General features: G+C 57.8%; 19 protein-coding genes, 1 tRNA gene and 1 pseudogene. 12 read left to right on the forward strand and 9 right to left on the reverse strand.

What is annotated here, in order from left to right; genetic code table 11:
• From N037_RS09860 to gss, 4 genes are all read left to right on the forward strand, one after another.
• Positions 1-846 carry an ABC transporter permease gene (locus tag N037_RS09860; RefSeq protein WP_023294546.1) on the forward strand — a complete coding sequence of 282 codons (846 nt, stop codon included), beginning with the start codon at positions 1-3 and terminating at the stop codon, positions 844-846.
• Entirely contained in the window at positions 839-1816 is a 978-nt protein-coding gene (locus N037_RS09865; protein ID WP_032640604.1) for an ABC transporter ATP-binding protein, read from the forward strand. The genes N037_RS09860 and N037_RS09865 overlap by 8 nt, the downstream gene beginning before the upstream one ends.
• Complete coding sequence (locus N037_RS09870; protein WP_032640606.1) at positions 1813-2790, forward strand: ABC transporter ATP-binding protein; 978 nt, start codon at positions 1813-1815, stop codon at positions 2788-2790. The genes N037_RS09865 and N037_RS09870 overlap by 4 nt, the downstream gene beginning before the upstream one ends.
• Before the next feature lie 185 nt (positions 2791-2975).
• Positions 2976-4841 (forward strand): bifunctional glutathionylspermidine amidase/synthase, encoded by a 1866-nt coding sequence (gss, locus tag N037_RS09875; protein ID WP_032640607.1) that lies wholly within the window; start codon positions 2976-2978, stop codon positions 4839-4841.
• Between the two features lie 191 nt (positions 4842-5032).
• Here gss and pgaD read toward each other — a convergent pair whose 3' ends face one another.
• From pgaD to pgaA, 4 genes are read right to left on the reverse strand one after another with little or no spacing between them, the layout of a single operon-like run.
• Complete coding sequence (gene pgaD / locus N037_RS09880; RefSeq protein ID WP_032640608.1) at positions 5033-5467, reverse strand: poly-beta-1,6-N-acetyl-D-glucosamine biosynthesis protein PgaD; 435 nt, start codon at positions 5465-5467, stop codon at positions 5033-5035.
• Positions 5464-6795: a poly-beta-1,6-N-acetyl-D-glucosamine synthase gene (pgaC, locus tag N037_RS09885; protein WP_032640609.1), complete on the reverse strand. Its 1332-nt coding sequence runs from the start codon at positions 6793-6795 to the stop codon at positions 5464-5466. The genes pgaD and pgaC overlap by 4 nt, the downstream gene beginning before the upstream one ends.
• A complete protein-coding gene (gene pgaB / locus N037_RS09890; protein WP_032640611.1) occupies positions 6788-8725 on the reverse strand; it encodes a poly-beta-1,6-N-acetyl-D-glucosamine N-deacetylase PgaB in 1938 nt (645 codons plus the stop codon). The genes pgaC and pgaB overlap by 8 nt, the downstream gene beginning before the upstream one ends.
• Positions 8726-8733: 8 nt before the next feature.
• The gene (gene pgaA, locus N037_RS09895; protein ID WP_032640613.1) at positions 8734-11172 is read right to left on the reverse strand and encodes a poly-beta-1,6 N-acetyl-D-glucosamine export porin PgaA; all 2439 of its coding nucleotides are present in this window, start codon (positions 11170-11172) and stop codon (positions 8734-8736) included.
• 672 nt (positions 11173-11844) lie between these two features.
• Between pgaA and N037_RS09905 the strand changes: the two genes are divergently transcribed.
• The gene (locus N037_RS09905) at positions 11845-12372 is read left to right on the forward strand and encodes a helix-turn-helix domain-containing protein (protein ID WP_050511236.1); all 528 of its coding nucleotides are present in this window, start codon (positions 11845-11847) and stop codon (positions 12370-12372) included.
• A gap of 170 nt (positions 12373-12542) precedes the next feature.
• A complete protein-coding gene (locus N037_RS09910) occupies positions 12543-12860 on the forward strand; it encodes a DUF1493 family protein (protein ID WP_032641012.1) in 318 nt (105 codons plus the stop codon).
• A gap of 24 nt (positions 12861-12884) precedes the next feature.
• Here the strand turns inward: N037_RS09910 and N037_RS25195 are convergent.
• The 3 genes and pseudogenes from N037_RS25195 to N037_RS09925 form a co-directional block, all read right to left on the reverse strand.
• Positions 12885-12989: pseudogene (locus tag N037_RS25195) on the reverse strand (type VI secretion system tube protein Hcp); the annotation flags it as partial.
• 202 nt (positions 12990-13191) lie between these two features.
• Positions 13192-13267 (reverse strand) — tRNA-Phe (locus N037_RS09920).
• Between the two features lie 95 nt (positions 13268-13362).
• A complete protein-coding gene (locus tag N037_RS09925; RefSeq protein WP_032640616.1) occupies positions 13363-14079 on the reverse strand; it encodes a DUF554 domain-containing protein in 717 nt (238 codons plus the stop codon).
• Positions 14080-14260: 181 nt separating this feature from the next.
• Here N037_RS09925 and N037_RS09930 point away from each other — a divergent pair, with 181 nt between their 5' ends.
• Positions 14261-16396 (forward strand): ornithine decarboxylase, encoded by a 2136-nt coding sequence (locus tag N037_RS09930; RefSeq protein WP_032640618.1) that lies wholly within the window; start codon positions 14261-14263, stop codon positions 16394-16396.
• An 88-nt stretch (positions 16397-16484) separates the two neighbouring features.
• Here the strand turns inward: N037_RS09930 and N037_RS09935 are convergent, their stop codons facing one another.
• Together N037_RS09935 and N037_RS09940 are read right to left on the reverse strand one after the other, a co-directional pair.
• Positions 16485-17177, reverse strand: a complete 693-nt coding sequence (locus N037_RS09935) for a response regulator (RefSeq protein WP_032640619.1) — start codon at positions 17175-17177, stop codon at positions 16485-16487.
• On the reverse strand, positions 17167-18792 hold the full coding sequence (locus tag N037_RS09940; protein ID WP_023333367.1) for an ATP-binding protein: 1626 nt from the start codon (positions 18790-18792) through the stop codon (positions 17167-17169). The genes N037_RS09935 and N037_RS09940 overlap by 11 nt, the downstream gene beginning before the upstream one ends.
• 345 nt (positions 18793-19137) lie before the next feature.
• Between N037_RS09940 and N037_RS09945 the strand changes: the two genes are divergently transcribed.
• From N037_RS09945 to citE, 5 genes are read left to right on the forward strand one after another with little or no spacing between them, the layout of a single operon-like run.
• Entirely contained in the window at positions 19138-20499 is a 1362-nt protein-coding gene (locus tag N037_RS09945; RefSeq protein WP_023333366.1) for a 2-hydroxycarboxylate transporter family protein, read from the forward strand.
• Positions 20500-20516: 17 nt separating this feature from the next.
• The gene (locus N037_RS09950) at positions 20517-21380 is read left to right on the forward strand and encodes a fumarylacetoacetate hydrolase family protein (RefSeq protein ID WP_023333365.1); all 864 of its coding nucleotides are present in this window, start codon (positions 20517-20519) and stop codon (positions 21378-21380) included.
• Between the two features lie 10 nt (positions 21381-21390).
• Positions 21391-22413: a [citrate (pro-3S)-lyase] ligase gene (gene citC, locus N037_RS09955; protein WP_032640620.1), complete on the forward strand. Its 1023-nt coding sequence runs from the start codon at positions 21391-21393 to the stop codon at positions 22411-22413.
• Between the two features lie 16 nt (positions 22414-22429).
• Positions 22430-22723 (forward strand): citrate lyase acyl carrier protein, encoded by a 294-nt coding sequence (gene citD, locus N037_RS09960; protein ID WP_008499773.1) that lies wholly within the window; start codon positions 22430-22432, stop codon positions 22721-22723.
• A complete protein-coding gene (gene citE / locus N037_RS09965) occupies positions 22720-23595 on the forward strand; it encodes a citrate (pro-3S)-lyase subunit beta (RefSeq protein ID WP_032640621.1) in 876 nt (291 codons plus the stop codon). Before citD ends, citE begins: the two co-directional genes overlap by 4 nt.
• Positions 23596-23599: the final 4 nt, after the last annotated feature.

Below are 23599 nucleotides of genomic sequence, written 5' to 3' on the forward strand. Positions count from 1 at the left end.
ATGAGCAGACGCTGGCAGCAGGTTCGTCACCAGCTGCGCCGCAACCGTCCGGCGCAGTTCTCTCTGTTTGTGCTTTTTATCTTCGTTGTCGCCGCGCTCTGTGCGGGATTAAGTCCGTACGATCCGGATCGGATGGCGCTCGGCGCACGCACGCTACCGCCGGATGCCGCGCACTGGTTCGGCACCGATGAATACGGGCGCGACTACTTCACCCGCGCGCTGTATGGCGGCCAGATCTCCCTGATGGTCGGTTTTCTCGCCATGCTCTTTTCCACGCTTATCGGCACGGTGGTGGGAACGGTGAGCGGCTATTTTGGCGGCTGGCTGGATAACCTGATGATGCGCGCCGTGGATATCCTGATGGCCATTCCGGCCTTCTTCCTGCTGCTGGTGGTGAATGCTTACCTCAAGCCGGGCGTGGATAACATCATTCTCATCATCAGCCTGCTGACGTGGATGAACATGTCGCGGCTGGTGCGTGCTGAAACCCTGTCGGTGAAAGAGCGCGAGTACGTGCTTTATGCCCGCGCGTCGGGAGAGCACCCGCTGCGCATTATCGTGCGCCACATCATTCCCGGCGTGCTGCCGACCATCATCGTGGCGGCCACGCTCAATATCGCCTCGGCCATTCTGATGGAGTCAACGCTCAGCTTCTTAGGGCTCGGCGTGCAGGCGCCTGCGGCGTCGTGGGGAAGCATGCTTAACAACGCGCAGTCTTATATCGGCGAAGCGTCGTGGCTGGCGATGTTCCCCGGCATTCTGATCCTGCTGACGGTGTTCAGCTTTAACGTGCTGGGCGATGTGTTCCGTACCGCCTTTGAGCCGGGAGCGAATCGCGATGAGTAACTTATTAGCGCTTGAGAACCTGCAAACCACGTTCCGCACCCGCGAGGGCGAGGTTCACGCGGTGCGCGGCGTGAGCTTTCAGGTTCAGCCGGGCGAGCTCGTCGGCATCGTCGGCGAGTCGGGCTGTGGGAAAAGCGTCACCTGTAAGTCGATTATCCAGCTTCTGGGGAGCAACGGACGGATAACCGGCGGCAGCATTCGCTTCCAGAATGAGGATCTGGCGCAGAAAACCCCCGCGCAGATGCGTGCCATTCGCGGCAACGAGATCGCGATGATTTTTCAGGATCCGATGACCGCCCTGAACCCGGTGCTGACCATCGGCAAGCAGATGGCTGAGATCCTGATGCGTAACAAAGGGCTGAGCAAAAAAGCGGCCAAAGCGGCGGCGATCGCCATGCTGGAACAGGTAGGCATTGCCGAGGCGGAACGCCGATACGACCAGTATCCCCACGAGTTCAGCGGCGGGATGCGCCAGCGGGTGATGATCGCGATTGCGCTCTCCTGCAATCCGAAGCTTCTTATTGCCGATGAGCCGACCACCGCGCTGGACGTGACCATTCAGGCGCAGATCCTGCGCCTGCTGAAAAGCCTGCAACAGCAGACCCAAACCGCGATTTTGCTGATCACCCACGATCTCGGCGTGGTGGCGCAGGTCTGTAGCCGCGTGGTGGTGATGTACGGCGGGCTGGTGATGGAGGAGGGGAGCGTGGAGGACATTTTTTATCGCCCTGCGCATCCTTACACCCAGGGGCTGCTGGCCTCGCTGCCGCGCCCGGATGAGGTCAATCAACGTTTATCGCCGATCGAAGGTTCGCCGCCTGGCCTGCTTAACCCGCCGCCGGGCTGTCCGTTCGCGGAACGCTGCCCGAAGCGCATGCCCCAGTGTGAACGACAGCCCGCATTTTACACCGCCGGCGAGGGCCATCGCGCCGCCTGCTGGCTATGGGCCGATAAGGAGATTCAGGCATGAGCAAACAACAGGCGCCATTAGTGAGCGTGCGCGATCTGCGCAAGCACTATCCGCTCAACGGCGGTTTGCGGCGTAAAGGCGTGGCCGTGAAGGCGGTTGATGGCGTGAGCTTTGATATTCAGCCCGGCGAGACGTTTGGCCTGGTGGGGGAGTCCGGCTGCGGGAAATCCACCCTCGGGCGCGCCATCCTGCGCCTGTTCGATATCACCTCGGGCGAGATCCACTTTGCCGGGCAGTCTATCGCCCACGCCCGTGAAAAAGAGCTCAAGCCGCTGCGCAAGCGGATGCAGGCGATTTTTCAGGATCCTTATTCCTCGCTTAACCCCGGAATGACCGTGCGGCAGCTAGTGGCGGAGCCGATGCAGATCCACGGCTACAGCCGCGAAGAACAGCGGGAACGTACGGAAACGCTGCTCTACAAAGTGGGGCTGAAGCACGAACACCTTGAACGGTTCCCGCACGAGTTCAGCGGCGGGCAGCGCCAGCGCATCAGTATTGCCCGCGCGTTGTCCGTGCATCCTGAATTTGTGCTGTGCGATGAGCCGCTCTCGGCGCTGGACGTCTCGGTGCAGGCGCAGGTGGTAAATATTTTGCAGGATCTGCAGCAGGAGCTGGGGCTAACCTATCTGTTCATCGCCCACGATCTCTCCATGGTGCGCCATATCTCCAGCCGCATTGGGGTGATGTATCTCGGTAAACTGGTGGAGGTGGCCCCGGCGAATGAACTGTATCAGCGTCCGGCGCACCCTTACACCCGCGCGCTGCTGGCGGCGGTTCCCCAGCCCGATCCGCGCATTCGCAATCTCGACGACGCCACCCTGCGCGGCGACATTCCAGGCCCCACGTCCGCGCTGCCGGGCTGTAAGTTCTGCAGCCGCTGCCCGCACGCCATGCCGGTTTGCCAGACGCAGGAGCCTGCCATGCGGGAGATTGCGCCAGGGCATTTCGCGGCGTGCTGGTTGTTTAAGGTTTGAGCCTTAAACGTGTCGGGTGGCGCTTCGCTTACCCGACCTACAGGGTTTTGTATTTCGTAGGCCGGGTAAGGCGAATAATTTGCCGCGCAGGTGTATGATAAATGTTCCTCTGTCAGGTTAATTACAACGTGCAGACGACGACAACCCTTAAAAAAATTGCCGCCTGCCTGTTTTAGGTTGGATACATGCGTAAAGGAAAGTTAAGCAGTGATGCGCCATTCGGGACGTTGTTAGGCTATGCGCCCGGTGGCGTGGCGATTTACTCTTCAAATTACGGCAGTCTGGACCCGCGCAACTACCCGCAAGACGCGGATTTTCGCAGCTATATCGGCAACGAATACATGGGCCACAAGTGGCAGTGCGTTGAGTTTGCCCGCCGTTTCCTGTTTCTCAACTATGGCTTCGTGTTTACCGACGTCGGCATGGCGTGGGAAATCTTCTCCCTGCGCTTTTTGCGTCAGGTGGTGAACGATAACATCCTGCCCCTCCAGGCCTTTGCCAACGGTTCAAAACGCGCGCCGCGCGCGGGGGCGCTGCTGATCTGGCAAAAGGGCGGTGAGTTTCATGAGACCGGCCACGTGGCGGTGATCACCCAGCTTCTGGACGATAAGGTACGTATTGCGGAGCAGAACGTGATTCACTCCCCGCTGCCGCTCGGGCAGCAGTGGACGCGCGAGCTGCGTCTGAGCGTGGAGAACGGGTGTTATACCATCCATGACACCTTCAACGACACGGAGATTCTCGGCTGGATGATCCAGACCGACGACACGGAACACAGCATTCCCCAGCCGGAAATCGACGGCGAACTGCTGAAAATCAGCGGCGCGCGGCTGAAAAACAAACGTCAGTTCGACGGAAAATGGCTTAACGAAAATGACGCGCTGCAGCAGGCGTATATCCGCGCCAACGGCCATGTGATCAACAAAGACCCCTGCCAGTACTTCACCATTACCGAAAGCGCCGAGCAGGAGCTGATCAAGGCCACGAACGAACTGCATTTGATGTACCTGCACGCGACGGACAAGGTGCTGAAAGACGACAGCCTGCTGGCGCTTTTCGACATCCCGAAAATCCTCTGGCCGCGCCTGCGCCTCTCCTGGCAGTGGCGTCGCCACCATATGATCACCGGTCGTATGGATTTCTGCATGGACGAGCGCGGCATTAAGGTCTACGAGTACAACGCCGACTCCGCGTCCTGCCATACCGAGGGCGGGCTGATTCTCGAAGAGTGGGTGAAAAACGGCTATCGCGGCAACGGGCATAACCCGGCAGAAGGGCTGCTGGAAGAGCTGACCGGCGCCTGGAAGCATAGCCACGCGCGGCCGTTCGTCCACATCATGCAGGACAACGATGTTGAAGAGGACTATCACGCGCTCTTTATTCAGCGTTCGCTGATGCAGGCCGGGTTTGAAACTAAAATCTTGCACGGGCTTGGCGCCCTAAGCTGGGATACCGCCGGGCAGCTGATTGACGACGAAGGTCGCCACGTCAACTGCGTATGGAAAACCTGGGCGTGGGAAACGGCGATAGAGCAGATCCGCGAGGTCAGCGAAACCGAATACGCCGCCGTGCCGATCCGCACCGGACATCCCGAGGGCGAGGTGCGCCTGATTGACGTCCTGCTGCGCCCGGAGGTGCTGGTCTTCGAACCGCTGTGGACCGTGATTCCCGGCAACAAGGCGATTCTGCCGGTGCTGTGGCAGCTGTTCCCGAACCATCGCTACCTGCTCGACACCGATTTTGAGGTTAACGATCTGCTGAAACAGACCGGCTATGCCGCTAAACCGATTGCCGGGCGCTGCGGCAGCAATATCGATCTCATCAGCGCCCAGGACGAACTGCTGGATAAATCCAGCGGCAAGTTTGTCGACCGTAAAAACATCTACCAGCAGCTGTGGTGCCTGCCGAAGGTCGACGGCAAGTACATACAGGTCTGTACCTTTACCGTGGGCGGGAACTACGGCGGAACCTGTCTGCGCGGCGATGACTCGCTGGTGGTGAAGAAAGAGAGCGATATCGAGCCGCTGATTGTGGTGAAGGACTCGCTATAAAATAATACCTGCACGGACGACCCCCTCTCCCTTGAGGGAGAGGGCTGGGATGAGGGGGAACATACGGCTCTGGTGGTCATTCCGTTCACTTTATGTTCCTTGCTACTCTTTAACGACATGGCCTGTGAACGTGCAAGGGTGGCTCAGTCGCCACCACCCTGGCGACCCGGGCATCCAGCGGGGTCTTTTCGTTACAGTTCTTCCTCTTCCAGCTGCTCGCTGATCTTCAGATCGATGATGCGGCCAATCTGGTCATGATACACCGTCAGCAGGTTGTACTGGCTCATCTCGGAGATGATCTGCGGTGAGACATTAAAGCTGCGGGCCAGCTCCTCCTGGTGAAAATAGCCCGGCTGACGCCGCCTCACGTGGGCGCGGCGGCGGTTGTACTGATACCACAAAATTAGCAGCCAGCCGTTAAGCGCGGCGAACAGCAGGTAGAGCAACACCGTATTAAAGGACGCGATAATCACGCCCCAGCGGTGGTCGCTCTCATCGGTGAGCTGCATCCAGAGCCGGGCATACAGGAAAAACAGAAATCCACCCCACGCCACCAGCGTTAATGCGGCATCGAAAAGACGTGGCAAGAGCCGATGCTCGGTCAAAATTAAGGTATTTTCGTTCATTGAAGGCTTCCTTTTCCCCGGTCCGGACTGATCCAGCGAGCGCGGGCGCGCTGACGTTTAAGCATGACTTTTGGAAATGCGACGAGGGTGGTAAACAGGCCGATCATCCAGTACACCATCGGGAACCAGATCACCCAGAAAAGCGAGCTGGCCACTTTTCGTTCATAGCGCCGCTCTATAAACAAGCTGACCAGAAACTGCAGCAGACACATCACCCCCAGCAGCAGCCCGGTAAACTCCGGGGGGAAAAGGCTCTCCACGGTCAGCCTGGCGGGAACAGGCGCAACCTGGCTGAGGAGGAACAGCAGCACCGTCATCGCGTACGCGAAGGCCCACAGCGTTGACAGCGCGTACTCCATGAACAGCGGCCACATCCGGTGATGCTCCCAGCGCACAATCCTGCGAAGGTTGACCAGAAACACCTCCGCGCCGCCCTGGGCCCAGCGCAGACGCTGTTTCCACAGGCCCTTCAGTGTCTCCGGCATCAGGATCCAGCACAGCGCCCGCGGCTCGAAAAAGATATCCCAGTGGCGCAGCTGGAGCTTCCAGCTGATGTCGATGTCTTCAGTGATCATGTCCGGGCTCCAGTACCCGACGTCCGCCAGCGCCTGTCGGCGAAAGGCGGCGATGACGCCGGAGACGGTAAAGACCCGGCCATAGATCCGCTGCGTCCGCTTAATGAGCCCAATGATGGAGGAGAACTCACCCACCTGAATGCGGCCAATCAGCGTGGAGCGCGTGCGAATGCGCGGGTTCCCGGTCACCGCGCCGACGTGAGGGTACTGAATCAGCGGGGCCACCAGATACGCCGCCGTATCGCGATCGAGCAGGGCGTCGCCGTCAATGCAGACCAGCAGATCGCCCCTCGCCGCCGCTGCCCCGGCCTTGAGCGCCAGCGCTTTACCCTGGTTCTCCGCGAGGTTAATCACCCGCAGGCGCGGCTGTTCCTGCGCCAGCGCCTGCAAAACCTGCGCGGTGTTGTCAGACGAGCCGTCGTTGATGGCGATAACTTCTATATTTTCATACCGCTGATCCAGCGCGGCGCTGATGGTCTCCCGGGCATTTCGTCCCTCGTTGAAACAGGGGATAAGAATGGAGATGAGCGGCTCACCGGCGAGCGTCGGGGCAGGCGTGTCTTTATCCCACGACCAGTGGCGTTCAAGCTGATACCAGAAATAGAGGCCGCCGGTTATCCAGAGCACCGACATGAACAGCGGCCAGAAGAACACAAAATCCAGAATCAGTTCGCCGGTAAAGAGGGCGGCCACACCTAACGGCAACCCGAATACCAGACATAAAATAGAGAATGCAATAATGCGATCAGTCATTGTCAGGGTACCAGTACGAAGAAAATTCAGGCCTGATGCGTGAGATATCAGGTTGGTTGTTGAGGAAGTCGTCGGGGTAGTAACCGTAGTTTTTGACGCCGTTCAGCTGGAGCACGCGCATCCACTCTGCAAGCTGGCTATCGGACACGGCGCGCTGCGGTTTCTGGTCCCAGTCCCTGGCCTGCAGCTCGAAAAGGGTTTTATCGAGCGCGCCGGGGCGCGTGGCGACCGCCTTAACCAGACGCGTCAGCCAGGCATCGCTCTCGTCTGCCGGGACGGACTCCATCAGCGGCATGGCCATTGGCACCGTCCAGTCATACTCCGCCAGAAAATCATCAAGATTCTGCGCAAACCACGCCTCGCTTTCGGGCTGCAGAATGGGTAAGGCGAACATATTGCGGGCGGTTTTTATCTGCGGGCCGCGGATATGCTTCACCGCCAGGCTCAGGGCGTGGGTAAACCCGATAAGCCGTTGGCTCTTCTGGCGAGTCGTGTCCTGTCCGGCATCGTCCACGTCCGTCAGCACCGCATCGTCATGGAACAAAATCCCATTGAAGCTGGCATAGCGGGCCAGGTCTTCATAGATGTCCGTCACCTGCTGGCGCACCTGCGGGTCCCACGGGGAGAGCCGGATATAGGGCTCGGTGGCTTCGCGCAGCTGGCCGGTTTGACGATCCCGGCGCTGCACGCGCGGCAGGGAAGGATCGAGATCGAACGAGAGCACCGGCATCCACGCGAAGACTTTTACCCCCGCGCGGGTTTGCAGCTGCCAGGAGACAAAATTAAAGAGATCGGCCCGAACCGGCAGCCGACGGTTGGGGAAATAGAGCGCCGTGATCCTGCCGTCGCCCTGCGGATCGGCAAACGCCTGCAGGAAAACGTGGCTGATTTTCATGTCATAGACCCGCTGGATCAGCCTGTTGATGTTTTGAGTCTGCTGAGCCGGATCGGGATCGTAAACGTAGTCGAGATCGACGTGCATGACGCGCACGGGATCGCGTTCCTGAATCTGGCTGACCGTACTGGCAAACGCCTTGAGCGAGGGATTTCCGGCGATCAGCAGGCGGGGGATGTTGCCCAGATCCTGCACATTCCCCAGCCCGTCCTCAAGGGTAAAGGCCAGCTGATAACCCTGCTGTCTGGCGATAGCGAGCGACGTCCCGCTGGCGGCGCCGTAGGGCCAGACCCAGGCGCGAGGCGCTTTGCCCGTCACCTGCGTGATTTTTTCAGTCACTTTGCGAACGTCATCGCCGATCCGCTGGCTGAACTGCTGGTCGGTTTCATAGCGGCCTGTGGCTTTATCATAAAAGCGATTGGCGATCGCCGGTTCCCGGCTGCCCTGCGGGTTAGCCGGAATGCCGTAATGCGAGGCCCAGGTATGCGATCCGATCTCAATCAGTGGGGACTGGCTGAGCTCGCGCACCATGTCCCACGTCGCAAAGCGATCCCGGGGCGTCATCAGGCCGCCAAAATTCACCTTTTGATTTGCCGGCGTATCCACCCAGCTGCCCACCGGCGCCCAGAGCGCAGGAACGTTCCACGCCTGAAGCAGCGGCCAGACGCGGGTATAAAAGCTGCTGTAGCCGTCGTCAAAGCTGAGCAGAACGGCTTTCGGCGGCAGCGTTTTTTTTCCGTCATGGGCATCGAGAATGTCCTGCACGCTGATGGCGTGATAGCCGTTGTGCAGAAGCCAGCTTATCTGCTCGTTTAACGCGCTGGTGCGAACGGAGAGATAGCGCTGATCGGCGGCATCGTCTTCGACGTCGTGGTAGGCCAGGACCAGAAACTGGTTCTTCGGCCAGGGTTTACTTGCCTCCAGCTGCGGCCGATCTTTGGGCGCAATGAACGAGATCGCCTGCGCGCAGACGCTCGCGATGAGGCAGAGCCAGCCGAGGAGTATCAGGCTCACGGAAAAACGTGTGTTCAGCATATTCATCCTTAAAAGCGTAAAGTCGCGTCAAACGTGACGGAGAGATTGCTCTCGCGTTTGCCGTCGTAAGGGCGCTTATCCCAGTTCAGCATCACGCCGGTATCGATAACGTTGTTCCACTGAACGCGCTGTCCGTAACCCAGCAGGGCGATCGCGCCAGCGGACTGATTTTTCTGCCAGTAGCTGCCGCCTCCCGCCACGAACTGCTGGCTCCAGAGGGTGTCGTAATGGCGATACATCTCATGGTCGACGGCCAGGGCAGCCGTCACGGACAGATCCCGCGCCGGGTTGTAATAGAGCGTGTCCCGCAGGGTGTTTTTACTGGCGGCAATCCCCGGTTCGAGATCCAGCGTCAGGGACGGGGTCTGCCAGAGACGCTCCTTACCCGTGAGGCTGTATTCCTGGCGACGGTTACGATCGGAGAAGCGGCTGAGGGCGGCGCTGAACTGGTACTCACGCCGTTCGTTTTGATACCAGCGCACGCCGCCTTCACCCCGGTTGGCGCTAATTCCGTTGCGTAACGCCCGAAGGGGCGTAGTGCGCGACAGGCGCTCAAGGCTGCCGCTGACCTGCCAGCGATCGGTCGCAAAGTACGTCGTTGAGAGGCGAGCGCCCGGCTTGTTTTCACCGTGATAGCGGTTGCTGGAGAGTTCGGCCTCGAGCTGGAGGTCGCGTGGCCGCCATTCGACGCCGCCCAACAGGTGACGGCTGGTGCCCTTGCCTTCATCGAAATTACTCTGCGCATAGCGGGTGCCCGCAAACAGCCGCCAGTTATCCGCTACGGGTGGGCCATAGAGCGTGGCGTCCCCGCTCAGGTCGTGTGTCCCGCTCACGGGGCTATCGGAGTGCAAGCCCTTGCTCGCGTTGAGGCGCAGTTCGGACATGTGGTGGACCGTTCTGAGCCTGTCGAGACGCCTGGTGCTGCGGTCGGCGGGCGCGCGAGCCAGCACGTCGTCGGCCAGTAAGTCCATCTGTCGCCACTCCTGCAGATCCATCGCGACGTAGGCCTGCTGCTGTTCGAGTTCCAGATTCGATGGCTCCAGCGCCTCCGCCGTTTTCAGCTTTTGCTCGGCCGCGCGCGGCAGGCCCCGCGCCTGAAGCAGGGTGGCGTAGTCAATCTGTAGCCCCTGATTGCCCGGCGCCGTTGTCGCCAGACGGTGCGCCAGCGTTTCGGCTTCCGGCAGGGCATTCGTCGCCAGCAAATAGTTAAAGCGGAGCGACTGCCCGGTAAGCCATCGATCGTTAGGCTGAGGGGTAGGGGAGCCGAAATCGTAACGGGTCCAGGGGACGTCGCGGGTCTGGCGCTCAACGTACTGGCGGGCGGACTGATACTGTCCCGTATCCAGCCAGGCGTAGAACAGCGCGTGTTCCTCGTCCTGCGGGTCGGAAGCGTATTGCGGGTAGCGTTGCAGAAGCGCGAAGGCGGCGGCCGCGTTTTTTTCCTGCAGATACGCGGAGATCACCCAGCCGATTGCCCAGTCCGGTACCGGATGCTGAGCTGCCGTAAGATCCTGATATTCGCTAATCACCTTTGCGTAATCAGCATGAGCGTACAGCGCGCCAAGCCTGTCGATACGCGCAAGAACGACGTCTTCCGCCGCCTGCGGATCGTTTTGCCAGCGAGCAAGCAGAGCGTCGTAACGATTCAGCGCGGATTGCGCAAGCTGCAGGCGCTCCTTTTCTGTTCTGCCGGGCACATCGGCAAGGCGCACCCGTTCGGCGGCGGCATTACGCTCAAGACGACGACGCTCCGCGGGGGGCAGCGCCACCTTTTGTGAAAGCTGGAGCGCGGGGGTATTCACCCGGTTATCCGTAAGCGCGTCGATCAGCTCGTTGAGGAGCGCTTTATTCTCAGGTGCAATATTTAGCGCGCGCGTGTCTGCCAGAAGCCGATCCCAGCTTTTTCCCTGGCGTAACCAGACATACGAGAGCGTCTGAAGATGCGCCTGAGAGGGATTTTCCGCCACCAGACGTCGGGCTTCCTGCAGGGCAAGCGTGTCCATGCGGGCATCGGCCAGGGTTTTGATGTAGCCGATACGATAATCGTCGTTATCCGGCGCAAGGCTACGCGCCTCTTTCCAGAGCGCCAGGGCCGGCTGCCACGCTTTTTGATTTCGCCTGGATTGCGCGACGGCAGCCACACCACGGGCGGGCAGCGGCATATAAATGCCGTAACGCTGCCAGACCTGAATAACCTCGTCATCATGACCCGCCCAGGCTGCAACCTGTAACCAGTCCGCAACCTGTTCAGGCGTCAGGGCATGCTGCTGCTGATAACGCTGAAGATAATCGAGAAACGGCGTGTAATTACCGTTACGCGCCTGTTGAATCTGTTGCTCATATACGGATTCAGTCGCCTGAGCCAGAACAGGAAAGAGGAATAACAGAAACAATAATGTTGGGGCGCGATAAAAGAATAACGTATTGAAGCGAAGCGATCTTTCCATATCTATTTGCCATTTGTTTATCATGAATCCATTGCATAACACGGCCGCCTTTAAACTCAGGGTTAAAGGCCATAAATGAGAACATTAAATCTGAATGCAGTGATGTTACGGGGTACTTACCTAAAGGTAATTATGGATCCTTTTCTTAGTGGACTGGGTGAAAGCTAATGTACACCTGATATGTTGCCGGATAAATATGTTGAAAAGCGGGTGTGTCGTTTTGAGATAATTCTGGATTGAGCGCTTAGCGATGATTATTTTGAATTGATCTGTTATTTGTAACTTATTGAAAATAATAAATTTTATTTTTATTGTGACAGTTTTGTATATATTTTTAATGCTGCTTATCTGTGTCAATTAAAGTACTTTCTGGTGCATGTTTGGGAAGTTTCATGACAAAAATTCTTAATGTTTAGAGAAGTGACTTTTCTGCGATTGTTTTTTATTTATAATTAATGGCAGCCATTGAATGATAGTCTACAGGAAGTCTCGCTCATCAATGTCTGTATTGAGAGATGTCCAAAGCCAGAATACATTTATCGTTAATATAACAGCGCTATAAAACGAAGGCGGCCTTCTTTCCGAGGGATCGTTCTTGCTTTAATCTAAAAGGGATGGTTAGTGGCAACTTCAATAGTGTTAGTGACTCAGGATCGCTACCTTGTCAGGGGGATGCGGATATTTTTTCCGGATATTATCCTGCTCGACTCGATTGACAGAAACATATTTGATAACGGTGCAGATGAATATTCTGTATTGATTGATAGTCGTTCTCCGCTCCGTTTATATGATTACCTGATACGCCATCCGGCCAGAACGAAAAAAACAATCTGCTGCGTTATGCTTGATATGCGACACCGCGAGGAGAATCTGCTCAGCATGAAGCTGTTTATGAACACGCCGCTCACCGCGCCGGATATGGCGTCGCTATTTAACCTGGTGCTCAATATGAAGGGCAGGCGTCTGACCACGAAGTGGCTGCTTAACTTACGGCTTAGCACGCACGAAGCGATCATGCTGCGGTTGCTGCGGGCAGGGATGTCGATGGAAGCCATTGCTGATGAGCTGAATACGTCGGTGAAAAGTCTCTATCGCAAACGCACGGCGCTCTCGGAACGCCTGGGAGCGGAGAACTTCAATGAGGCATGTTTGTTTATCTTTAAAAACAAACTGCTGGACGCGGGTGGGAACGATCCCTAGGGTGGGGAGAAACCTAAAGCATAAAACTGACTTGCGGGCGGTATTCTGAGTTTTAAGAAAACTGGAAGATGACGACAGCCTTGTTTTAGCTATGGATTTACTATGGCTCAAAACGACAGAAAGGACGTTGTAATGGACACGGTTGAAGAGTCTGGCGGGACATGTTTTTGATGCTGCTATCCGATGAGCAAGAATTATTAGATTACCTCACTGAGAATTACAGTGACCGTAAATCTCCGGCAATGAAGGAATGGACCTTCCAGGAGCATTTCAATCTCGTACCTGAAGATCTTGAGGACATGCTACTTGATCTTTTCATCCGGTATGGAATCGAGTACAGCAACTTTGTGATGGACCATTATTTTGAACCGGAGTTGTTTTGGTTTCAGTTTCGGCTCAGAAAAAAATTCCGCGATCGGCAGTACAAGCCGCTAACCCTCGAAATGATTATTGAGTCGGCAAAAGCCGGACGCTGGCTGTATGACTAAGGGGCTGAAAGCCCCTTATGATGTTTACGCCGATTGACGCTCGTTACATGCATCGCTAAAGATGATGTTCCCATCGTTATGCTTCCAGGTGATTTTCTCGAACCTGAGTTCGACGGTTTCCATATGGTTTTCGTTAGGGATAGCGACAGTAGTCATCGCAGGGGAAATCGACACTATCCTGAAGCTAAAAACTTCTTCAGTGAATTGCTGTATGACTGGGGGGATAACACGCTGAGGACATCGCGTTAGCTAAGAACTAAAGAAGGAAGCATTGAGCTGTTAGACTAGCCCAAAAGCAAAAACCCAGCCATAGGCTGGGTTTTCTAAATAGTGGTGCCCGGACTCGGAATCGAACCAAGGACACGGGGATTTTCAATCCCCTGCTCTACCGACTGAGCTATCCGGGCAACGGGGCGCATTAAACCCGATCTGCCCCCTGCCGTCAACGAAAAATGTTGTTTTCGTTACAGACTGCGCAATCTCTCACCATTTCGCCGCATCCTTAAGCAAAAAAGTGCGTCCAGAGCGCGGAGAGCGGCATGGCGAGCAGCAGTGCGGGCAGCATGTTCACCACGGCAAACATCTTGATCCCGCAAATGCGCAGCCCGGTAGCCAGCAGCAGCAGGCCGCCGACGGCGGTAAAGTCTGCCATCATTGCCGGCGTGGTGAGCGGGAGAATCAACGTGGCGCAGGTGGCAAGCGCCAGCTGAATAAGCAGCATCGGCACGGAAATCGCGGCAACGGCAATACCGAGCGTGGTGGCAAAAATAGTGGCCGTAAAGAAATCAAGAAACGCCTTCGCAATCAAAATGCTTGGGTCGCCCGTCATCCCCTCCTGCATCGAACCGAAAATCCCGGTGCCGCTGGCGCAAAACAGAATGATGATGGCGACATAGTTTTGAATAAACGACTCGTGCGTGCCGTGTTTCGCTTTGCCGCCCGGTCGGGCAATCAGGTTTTTGGCTTTACTCACCGCACTGTTAATGCCTTTTTCCAGATAGCAGAACTCGCCAATCAGCGCGCCGAGCAGGGTGGCCAGCACCATCACCGGCAGGTTGGCACATTTGATGACTAAAAGAATACCGATCCCTAACGATGCCAGGCCGAATATGGAAGGCATGGAGGTGCGAATACGCTCCGGCAACCGCTGGCTCAGCACGGCGCCGAGTACGCCGCCCAGCAATACGGCCCCTGCGTTAATAAATGGCCCGATAACCAAAGTTAACTCCTGTTATTTAATCATTGATATTGCATTATTATGGCACGTCAGGGCTGCGCGGGCCTTAGCTTTGGGTGGTTTCGTGCATACTGATTCCTTCTTGCACCTCAAAATAAAAGGTGACATTATTGCGCGAATTTTCTCCTCCCTGTCTCACCGCTCGGTGAGGGTAACTGCGCCTATGAAAACCATGAAAATTGCCGTCAGCCGCGAGCTGGCCTCCTCCGTGTCTACGCACCGCGAAAAGGTGACGCTGGACAGCACTGATTTTACCAATGTGGCGGCCGTGGTCATCACAACAGCGGAAAGTCGCAGCGGCATTCTTGCACTGCTGAAACGCACGGGCTTTCAGCTACCGGTGTTTATTTTCTCGCAGGAGCCAACGGACGTTCCTGACGGCGCCACCGCGGTTATCTCCGGTAAAGCTCAGGAGTTTCTGGAACTGGAGAGCGCTGCCAGCCGTTACGAAGAGAACCTGCTGCCGCCCTTTTTTGACACCCTGAGCCAGTATGTGGAGATGGGCAACAGCACTTTCGCCTGTCCGGGCCACCAGCACGGGGCGTTTTTCAAAAAACACCCGGCAGGGCGACAGTTCTATGATTTCTTCGGTGAGAACGTGTTTCGCGCCGACATGTGCAATGCCGACGTGAAGCTGGGCGATCTGCTGATCCACGAAGGGTCTGCCAAGCACGCGCAAAAGTTCGCGGCGAAAGTGTTCAATGCGGATAAAACCTACTTCGTGCTGAACGGCACGTCAGCGGCCAACAAGGTGGTGACCAACGCGCTGCTGACCCGCGGCGACCTGGTGCTGTTCGACCGCAATAACCATAAATCTAACCACCACGGGGCGCTGATCCAGGCGGGCGCCACGCCGGTTTATCTTGAGGCCGCGCGTAACCCGTTTGGCTTCATTGGCGGGATTGACGAGCACTGCTTTGACGATGGGTATCTGCGGGAGCTGATCCGCGAGGCGGCGCCGGAAAAGGCCGGCGAGGCGCGTCCGTTCCGCCTGGCGATCATTCAGCTTGGCACCTACGACGGGACGATCTACAACGCCCGTCAGGTGATCGACAAGATCGGCCACCTTTGCGACTACATCCTCTTTGACTCCGCCTGGGTGGGCTACGAGCAGTTTATTCCGATGATGGCGGAAACGTCCCCGCTGTTGCTGGAGCTGAACGAGAACGATCCTGGGATTTTCGTGACCCAGTCGGTGCACAAACAGCAGGCCGGGTTCTCGCAAACCTCGCAGATACATAAAAAGGATAACCACATCCGCGGCCAGGCGCGTTTCTGCCCGCACAAGCGTCTTAACAATGCGTTTATGCTGCATGCTTCCACCAGCCCGTTTTACCCGCTGTTCGCGGCCCTGGATGTCAATGCGAAAATCCACGAAGGGGAAAGCGGGCGCAGGCTGTGGGCCGAGTGTGTGGAGCTGGGCATTGAGGCGCGCAAGGCCATCATCGCCAACTGCCATATGATCAAACCGTTTATCCCACCGGTGGTGGCGGGGCGGCCGTGGCAGGATCATCCGACGCGCGCCATTGCCAGCGAGCTGCGCTTCTTCAGCTTCGAGCCGGGGGCCAAATGGCACGGGTTTGAGGGCTATGCCCGCGAGCAGTACTTTGTTGACCCGTGCAAGCTCCTGCTGACCACGCCGGGTATCGATGCCGAAACCGGGGAGTACACGGATTTCGGCATCCCGGCGACGATTCTGGCGCACTACCTGCGCGAAAACGGCATCGTGCCGGAGAAATGCGACCTCAACTCGATCCTGTTCCTGCTGACGCCTGCCGAAAGCAGCGAGAAGCTGGCGCAGCTGGTGGCAATGCTGGGCCAGTTTGAACAGCATATTGAAGACGACACGCCGCTGGCGGACGTGCTGCCGACGATCTTCCAGAAATACCCGGTGCGCTACCGGGATTACACCCTTCGTCAGCTGTGCCAGGAGATGCACGATCTCTACGTCAGCTTTGACGTGAAGGATCTGCAGAAGGCGATGTTCCGCAAGGAGAGCCTGCCTGAGGTGGTAATGAACCCGCAGGATGCCAACCGGGCCTATATTCGCGGAGAGGTGGAGCTGGTTCGCATTCGGGATGCCGCAGGACGCATTGCTGCTGAAGGGGCGCTGCCCTATCCGCCTGGCGTGCTGTGCGTGGTGCCGGGTGAAGTCTGGGGCGGGGCGGTACAGCGTTATTTCCTGGCGCTGGAGGAGGGCGTCAACCTGCTGCCGGGCTTCTCGCCGGAGCTGCAGGGGGTTTACAGCGAGAAGGATGCCGACGGGATTAAGCGGCTGTATGGGTATGTTTTAAAGTAGACCCTCTCTCGAACGTAAGCCGGGTAAGCGTTAGCGCCACCCGGCGATGTGCCCGGTGGCGCAAGCTTACCGGGCCTACAATACTGCATCAGGCTTCTGCGCGGCGGTACATCCTCCTCGGATGTCCAATCTTGCCGTACAGCATCTCCACCGTCAGAAAACCCGTCTCCACGCAGTGTTCCAGGTAGCGCCGGGTGGTGGTTTTGCTTAATCCCGTTTCGCTCACCACCTCATCCACGGTAAAGCAGTGCGTTGCCTTGTCGTTGAACAGCGTCTGCACCCGCGCCAGCGTATTTTCCTCAATGCCTTTGCTGCCGTTGTCCAGGCGATAGTTTTTCGCCTGGAGCTGATACAGCGAATCCACGTTCTGCTGGTCGACAATCTTCCAGACCCGCTGCTGTTCGGCAAACTGCACGAACCGCTCCAGCGACTGGCTGAGCCGCTTCCAGGAGACGGGTTTAAGGATGTAGTCGAACGCGCCGTTGCGAATAGCCTGGCTGCAGGTGTCCATATCGCTGGCGGCAGTAATGAAAATCACCGAGCAGTTGGCGCGGGCCAGCATGGGGTTATTGATAAGCGAGATACCTTTGCCGTCCGGCAGATAGTTATCCAGCAGCACCAGCTGGGGCTGTTTGCTTTCAAGCTCTGCCTGGGCCGCAGCCAGCGACGAGGCAATGCCCACCAGCCTCAGACGCGGATGTTTGCCTATCAGCTCCGCGTGCAGTTGCGCCAGTTCGTTCTCGTCTTCAACAATCAGTACGTCAATAAGTTCATGTTGCATAGTCGGTGTCTTCCAGTTGCCGGGCGGTTCCCGTAGCCGGGATAAACAAGGAGAAAATGGCGCCGCGCGGGGTATTATCGGCAACTTCTATCGCGCCGCCAGCCTGTGTGACATAGCTTTCGATCAGATACAGACCAATCCCATGATCGCCGCGCGTTTTGGTGGTGATGCCGCGTTCAAAGATCCGGTCACGGATCGCCGGTGTAATGCCTACGCCCTGGTCGGCCACTTCAATAATCAGCTCCTGTTCGCTGAGTTTGATCAGCACCTCCACCGGCGCATGGGGAAGCGGCGATCGCTGGGTCGCTTCGATGGCGTTATCCAGCAGGTTGCCAATAATTGAAATCAGCTCTTGCTCCCCAAGGGGCAGGAACGGTTTGTCCAGCCGACAGGCCGGGTCGAAGCACAGCTCGACGCCTTTCTCCCGCGCGCGGGCGGCTTTCCCCAGCAGCAGGCCGCACAGAGTCGGGGAACTGAAGCGCGAAGAGATAAAGTCCAGCAGCTCCTGGGCATGCTCCGACTGCGCCTGAATGTAGCCGATGGCCTCCTCATAGCGGCCCATATGCAGCAGGCCGGAGAGGGTCGTCATCCGGTTTAACTGCTCATGACGCATAATGCGCAGGTTATCGACATAGCGTTTGACCTGGCTGAGCTGGGCGCTCAGCGAGTCGATCTCGTTGCGATCGCGGAAGGTGATCACCCAGCCCTGCAGCGACCCCTCAAGCATGATGTGCACCCGGCTGGCAATCACCGTCAGATCGTTAAAACGGCAAATCTCGTCATGGGTATCTTTCGCCAGCATCGTCTGCGTGTCGAAGAACGGGACCGGATCGATCACCTGGCTTATCAGCTGTCCGCGCAGCTCGCGGGCCGGCTGGCTCAGACCCAGCAGCTTGCGCGCCGCCTGGTTAATGACTTCAATCCGCCTTTGAGCGTCAATGGCAATCACGCCTTCATAAATAGACTCCATCATCGCCTTCTGCTGGCGCACCAGCAGGCCGATCTCGCGCGGCTCAAGGGAGAAGATCTGCTTCTTGATGCTGCGGGTAAAGAACCAGGAGAAGATAAAGAGAGCGATCAGCAGCAGCACGGCGGCAATCAGGATATTGACCACTTTACTGACGGTAATGGTATCAAGGTAGCTGGTGAGATAGCCTACCGAAACAATGCCGACCACCTGTCCGGCGGCGTTAAAGATGGGGGCTTTACTGCGCAGCGAAATGCCCAGCCCGCCTTTGCGGATGGTGGTGATGCTTTTACCCTGCAAAACGGCTTCATTGTCTCCGCCCACCAGGGTAGTGCCCACTCGGTCGGCAAAGACGGAGTGAAAAAGATGCTGCCCTTTATTATCACCAATCACAATAAAGCTGGCGTCGCTGTGCGCGGACATCTTCTGCATAAAATCATGGATGGCGGAGATATTTTTTTGTTCAACTTCATTACGCAATGTCGGAATAAGCGCAATCTCTTCAGCCTGTATTTTGGCTCGTGTACTCATTTCCTGATAAAGCTGTTTCCCGACGTCGGCATAATAATATCCGCCCAGTAGCGCAAAAAGCACTGAGAAAAAGGCAACCAGCGAAATAAACAGCTTGATCTGGAAAGAGACTTTCATAACTATCACGCGAGGTAGCAGCAAAGATGGCCAATATATCATCTTTTTTCGCGCGGACGCCCGCTTTGCCGAAAACTTGTGATCCCTTGCACAGCGGGCGCTGTAAAAGAGTTATCCTGAAGGCTAACGTGCTTCGGGCTGCGCGAACAAATGTTATTTGATTGTTCGATTCGGAAAAGAAACCATAAAAACCACGATAATAAATAAGGTATAAATCACATTAAATAAAAGAAACCATTAAAACCATAGCTGCCATTAAAACTTCGCTTTTAATATGCCATTCCTCACATAAAGTAAGCCTTTGTGACTCTAAGCTGAACGCACAAAATAACCAAGGGGCTTATTATGAGCACAACTGACGATTCTTTCTCTGTTACCCACGACCCGATTGAAATTCAGCGACCTTCGCTCAAAGAGCGCTGGTGGCATATTATGGATACCTGGAAAATTGGGATTATTCCTCTGCCGCTGTTCGTTCTGGCGGGCGCGCTGATTGCGATTGATTGCCTGGGCGGAAAACTGCCGAGCGACATCGTGGTGATGGTGGCTACGCTGGCCTTCTTCGGCTTTGCCTGCGGCGAGTTTGGCAAACGCCTGCCGATTGTCGGTAAGCTCGGCGCGGCGGCGATTTGCGCCACCTTTATCCCTTCCGCGCTGGTCTACTATGGCCTGCTGCCGGACGTGGTGGTCGAGTCCACCACCAAGTTCTACAAATCCACCAACATTCTCTATCTCTACATCTGCTGCATTATCGTTGGCAGCATCATGAGCATGAACCGCACGGTGCTGATCCAGGGCTTCCTGCGCATCTTCTTCCCGATGCTGTGCGGCGAAATCGTCGGCATGCTGGTGGGGATGGGCGTAGGCCTGGCGCTGGGTCTTGAGCCGTTCCAGATCTTCTTCTTTATCATTCTGCCGATTATGGCGGGCGGCGTCGGGGAAGGGGCAATCCCGCTTTCCATCGGCTATGCCACCCTGCTGCACATGGATCAGGGCGTGGCGCTCGGTCGCGTGCTGCCGATGGTCATGCTCGGCGGCCTGACGGCAATCATCATCTCCGGCTGCCTGAACCAGCTTGGTAAACGTTACCCGCACCTGACCGGTGAAGGCCAGCTGATGCCTAACCGCGCGAATGCCGATGCCACCGTCTCTCAGCCTGCATTTTCCGGCAAAGCGGACGTCACCACTATCGCCTCCGGTGCGCTGCTGGCGGTGCTGCTCTACATGCTGGGCATGCTCGGCCACAAGCTGATTGGCCTGCCTGCCCCGGTCGGCATGCTGTTTATGGCGGTGCTGGTGAAGCTCTGCAACGGCGCCTCTCCGCGCCTGCTGGAAGGCTCGCAGGTGGTGTACAAATTCTTCCAGACCTCCGTGACCTACCCAATCCTCTTCGCCGTCGGCGTGGCCATCACCCCGTGGCATGAACTGGTGGCGGCGTTCACCGTCAGCAACCTGCTGGTGATTGTCAGCACCGTTTCTGCACTGGTGGCGACCGGCTTCTTCGTCGGCAAAAAGATTGGCATGCACCCGATTGATGTCGCCATCGTCTCCTGCTGCCAGAGCGGGCAGGGCGGTACCGGCGACGTGGCGATCCTGACCGCAGGCAACCGCATGAGCCTGATGCCGTTCGCCCAGATTGCTACCCGTATCGGCGGGGCGATTAACGTCTCTATCTCACTGCTGATTCTGGGCAACTTCCTCGTTTAAGTTTTCAGGAAAGAACAATGAAACTCGCAAGCTTTTTATACCAGGGAAAACGCAGCTACGGCATCGTCCAGGCCGACGGCGTGATTGATTTAGGCCGCCGTCTCGGCGACCGCTACGGCGACCTCAAGGCGCTGCTGCAGGGCAACGGGCTGGCGCTGGCCACCCGCTATCTGAACGACGCCGTGGACGTGCCGTTGAGCGCCATCACCTTCTTACCGGTGATTGTGCAGCCGGAAAAAATCCTCTGCGTGGGCATGAACTACGCCGACAAGCGCAAGGAGTTTGACCAGCATAACCCGGCCCCGACGCTGTTTGTCCGCTTCCCGGATTCACAGACCGGCCACAACGAGCCGGTGCTGAAGCCGCGCCACTCCAGCGAATTCGACTATGAAGGCGAGCTGGCGGTGATCATCGGCAAAGGCGGGGAGAACATCAGCCGCGACGACGCCCTGCGCCACGTGGCGGGCTACAGCTGTTACATGGACGGCTCCGCCCGCGACTGGCAGCACACCTGGTTTACGGCCGGTAAAAACTGGCGACAGACCGGCGCGTTTGGCCCGTGGATGGCGACGGCCGATGAGATCCCGGATCCGCACCAGCTGGCTATCCGCACCTGGCTGAACGGCCGCATGGTGCAGGAAGACAACACCAGCAGCATGATCCACAAGGTTGCGGAGCTGATCGAATACATCAGCACCTTCACCCGCTTAAGCCCGGGGGATGTGATCATCACCGGATCCCCGGGCGGCGTGGGTAAAAAGCGTAACCCGCCGCTGTTTATGAAAGAGGGCGATCGCATTGAGGTGGAGATCGAGCATATCGGTCATCTGAGCAACGTGATTGTGGAAGCGCCAGCCGTCGGGCTTGCGGCGGCACACTGAGAAAGGCGGCATGAACAGTCAACCCATCGATTTTCGCCACACCCTCGTGGCGAAACACCCGGAACGCTTAAGCCAGATCCGTTACCTGCTGGCAGACAGCGGCCTTGGCCTGGACAACGACATCACGCTGTTTGTCGAAGCCTGGTCCGGCCCGCAGCTGGTGGGTTGCGCAGGGCTTGCCGCCAACGTCATCAAATGCGTGGCGGTCAACGAGCAGCTTCGCGGCGAGAACCTCAGCGCCCGGCTGCTGGCTGAGGTGCAAAATGCGGCGCTGGAGCGCGGCCATTTTCACCTCTTCCTCTGCACCCGCCCGTGCAACCGGGAGCGCTTTGCCCGCAGCGGCTTCTGGTCGATTGCCCAGAGCGGGAACAACGCGGTGCTGATGGAGAACACCCCGCAGGGGATCGAGCGCTACTGCCGTTCGCTGCGCGCGACGCGCAAGTGCGGGGAGAAAATCGGCGCGATAGTGATGAACGCCAATCCGTTCACCCTCGGCCACCGCCATCTGGTGGAGCAGGCGGCGCAGCGGTGCGACGCCCTGCATCTGTTCGTGGTGCGAGAAGACGCGTCGTTCTTCCCGTTTAGCGCGCGCCTTGAGATGGTGCGCGCGGGCGTGGCGCACCTGCCGAACGTGGTGGTGCATGAAGGCTCGCAGTACATCATCTCCCGCGCCACCTTCCCGGCCTACTTCCTGAAGGAGACCGGCAGGGTGCAGCAGGCGTGGAGCGAGATCGACGTGCTGATCTTCCGGGACTTTATCGCCCCGGCGCTTGGCATCACGCACCGCTTCATCGGCTCGGAGCCGTTTTGCGATATCACCCGCCAGTACAACCAGACGCTGCACGACCTGCTGGCCTCGCATATTGAGGTGGTAGAAATGCCGCGCATCAAGGCCACCGGCAACGCCATTTCGGCGTCGGAAGTGCGCCGCTTACTGAAGACACAGCAGTTTTCCCGGATCCGGGAGATCGTCCCGGACTCCACCTTCGCGCATCTCGAAACGCATTACCGTGCGAGTGCGGAAGTCGCTTAACTACCAGGAATTTATCATGAAAATTGTAAGGGAGGCGCTGGCCGGAACGCAGGAGTCCAGCGACCTGATGGTGAAAATCGCTCCCGCTCACGGCGAGCTGGAGATAGTCATCCACAGTGAAGTGATTAAGCAGTTTGGCGAGCAAATTCGCCAGGTGGTCAACGACACGTTGCGCGCCATGAACGTGCACCAGGGACTTATCATTATTGAAGACAAAGGGGCGCTGGACTGTGTGATCCGCGCCCGCCTGCAGAGCGCGCTGATGCGTGCCGCCGATGAACAGGCCATCAACTGGGGGGCGCTGAAATGAGCAAACTCCGCCGCAGCATGCTGTTCCTGCCGGGCGCCAACGCCGCCATGCTCTCAACCGCCTTTATCTACCGTCCCGACTCCATCATGTTTGACCTTGAGGACGCCGTTGCCCTGCGCGAGAAGGATACCGCGCGCATGCTGGTGTTCCACGCGCTGCAGCACCCGATGTATCAGGATATTGAAACCGTGGTGCGTATTAACCCGCTCAGCACGCCGTTTGGCCTGCTGGATCTGGAGGCCGCCGTGCGGGCCGGCGTGGACGTGATCCGCCTGCCGAAAACCGACACGCCGGACGATATCTACGAGCTGGAAGGCCACCTCGAGCGTATCGAGCGCGAGTGCGGCCGCGAGGTCGGTTCCACCCGCGTGATGGCGGCGATTGAATCGGCCATTGGCGTCATCAACGCCGTGGCGATTGCCCGCAGCTCTGTGCGCCTCATCGGCATCGCGCTGGCCGCCTTTGACTACGTGATGGACATGCAGACCGAGCGCGGCGACGGCACCGAGCTGTTCTACGCCCGCTGCGCCGTGCTGCACGCCGCCCGCGCGGCGGGCATCGACGCCTTCGACGTGGTGTGGTCCGACGTTAACGACGAGGCCGGGTTCCTGCGCGAGGTCGATCTGATCCGCAAGATGGGCTTCAACGGCAAATCGCTGATTAACCCGCGCCAGATTGACCTGCTGCACAACGCCTACGCCCCGACTCAGGAAGAGGTGGATCATGCCAAAAGGGTGATTGAGGCGGCAGAAGAGGGCGAGCGTAACGGCCTGGGCGTGGTGTCGCTCAACGGCAAAATGGTGGATGCACCGATTATTAACCACGCGCAGGTGGTGCTGGAGCGCGCGGCGGCCTCCGGCGTGCGTCGGTAAGGAT

It is taken from the genome of Enterobacter sp. EGD-HP1, from assembly GCF_000733275.2.
Taxonomy (GTDB): Bacteria; Pseudomonadota; Gammaproteobacteria; order Enterobacterales; family Enterobacteriaceae; genus Enterobacter.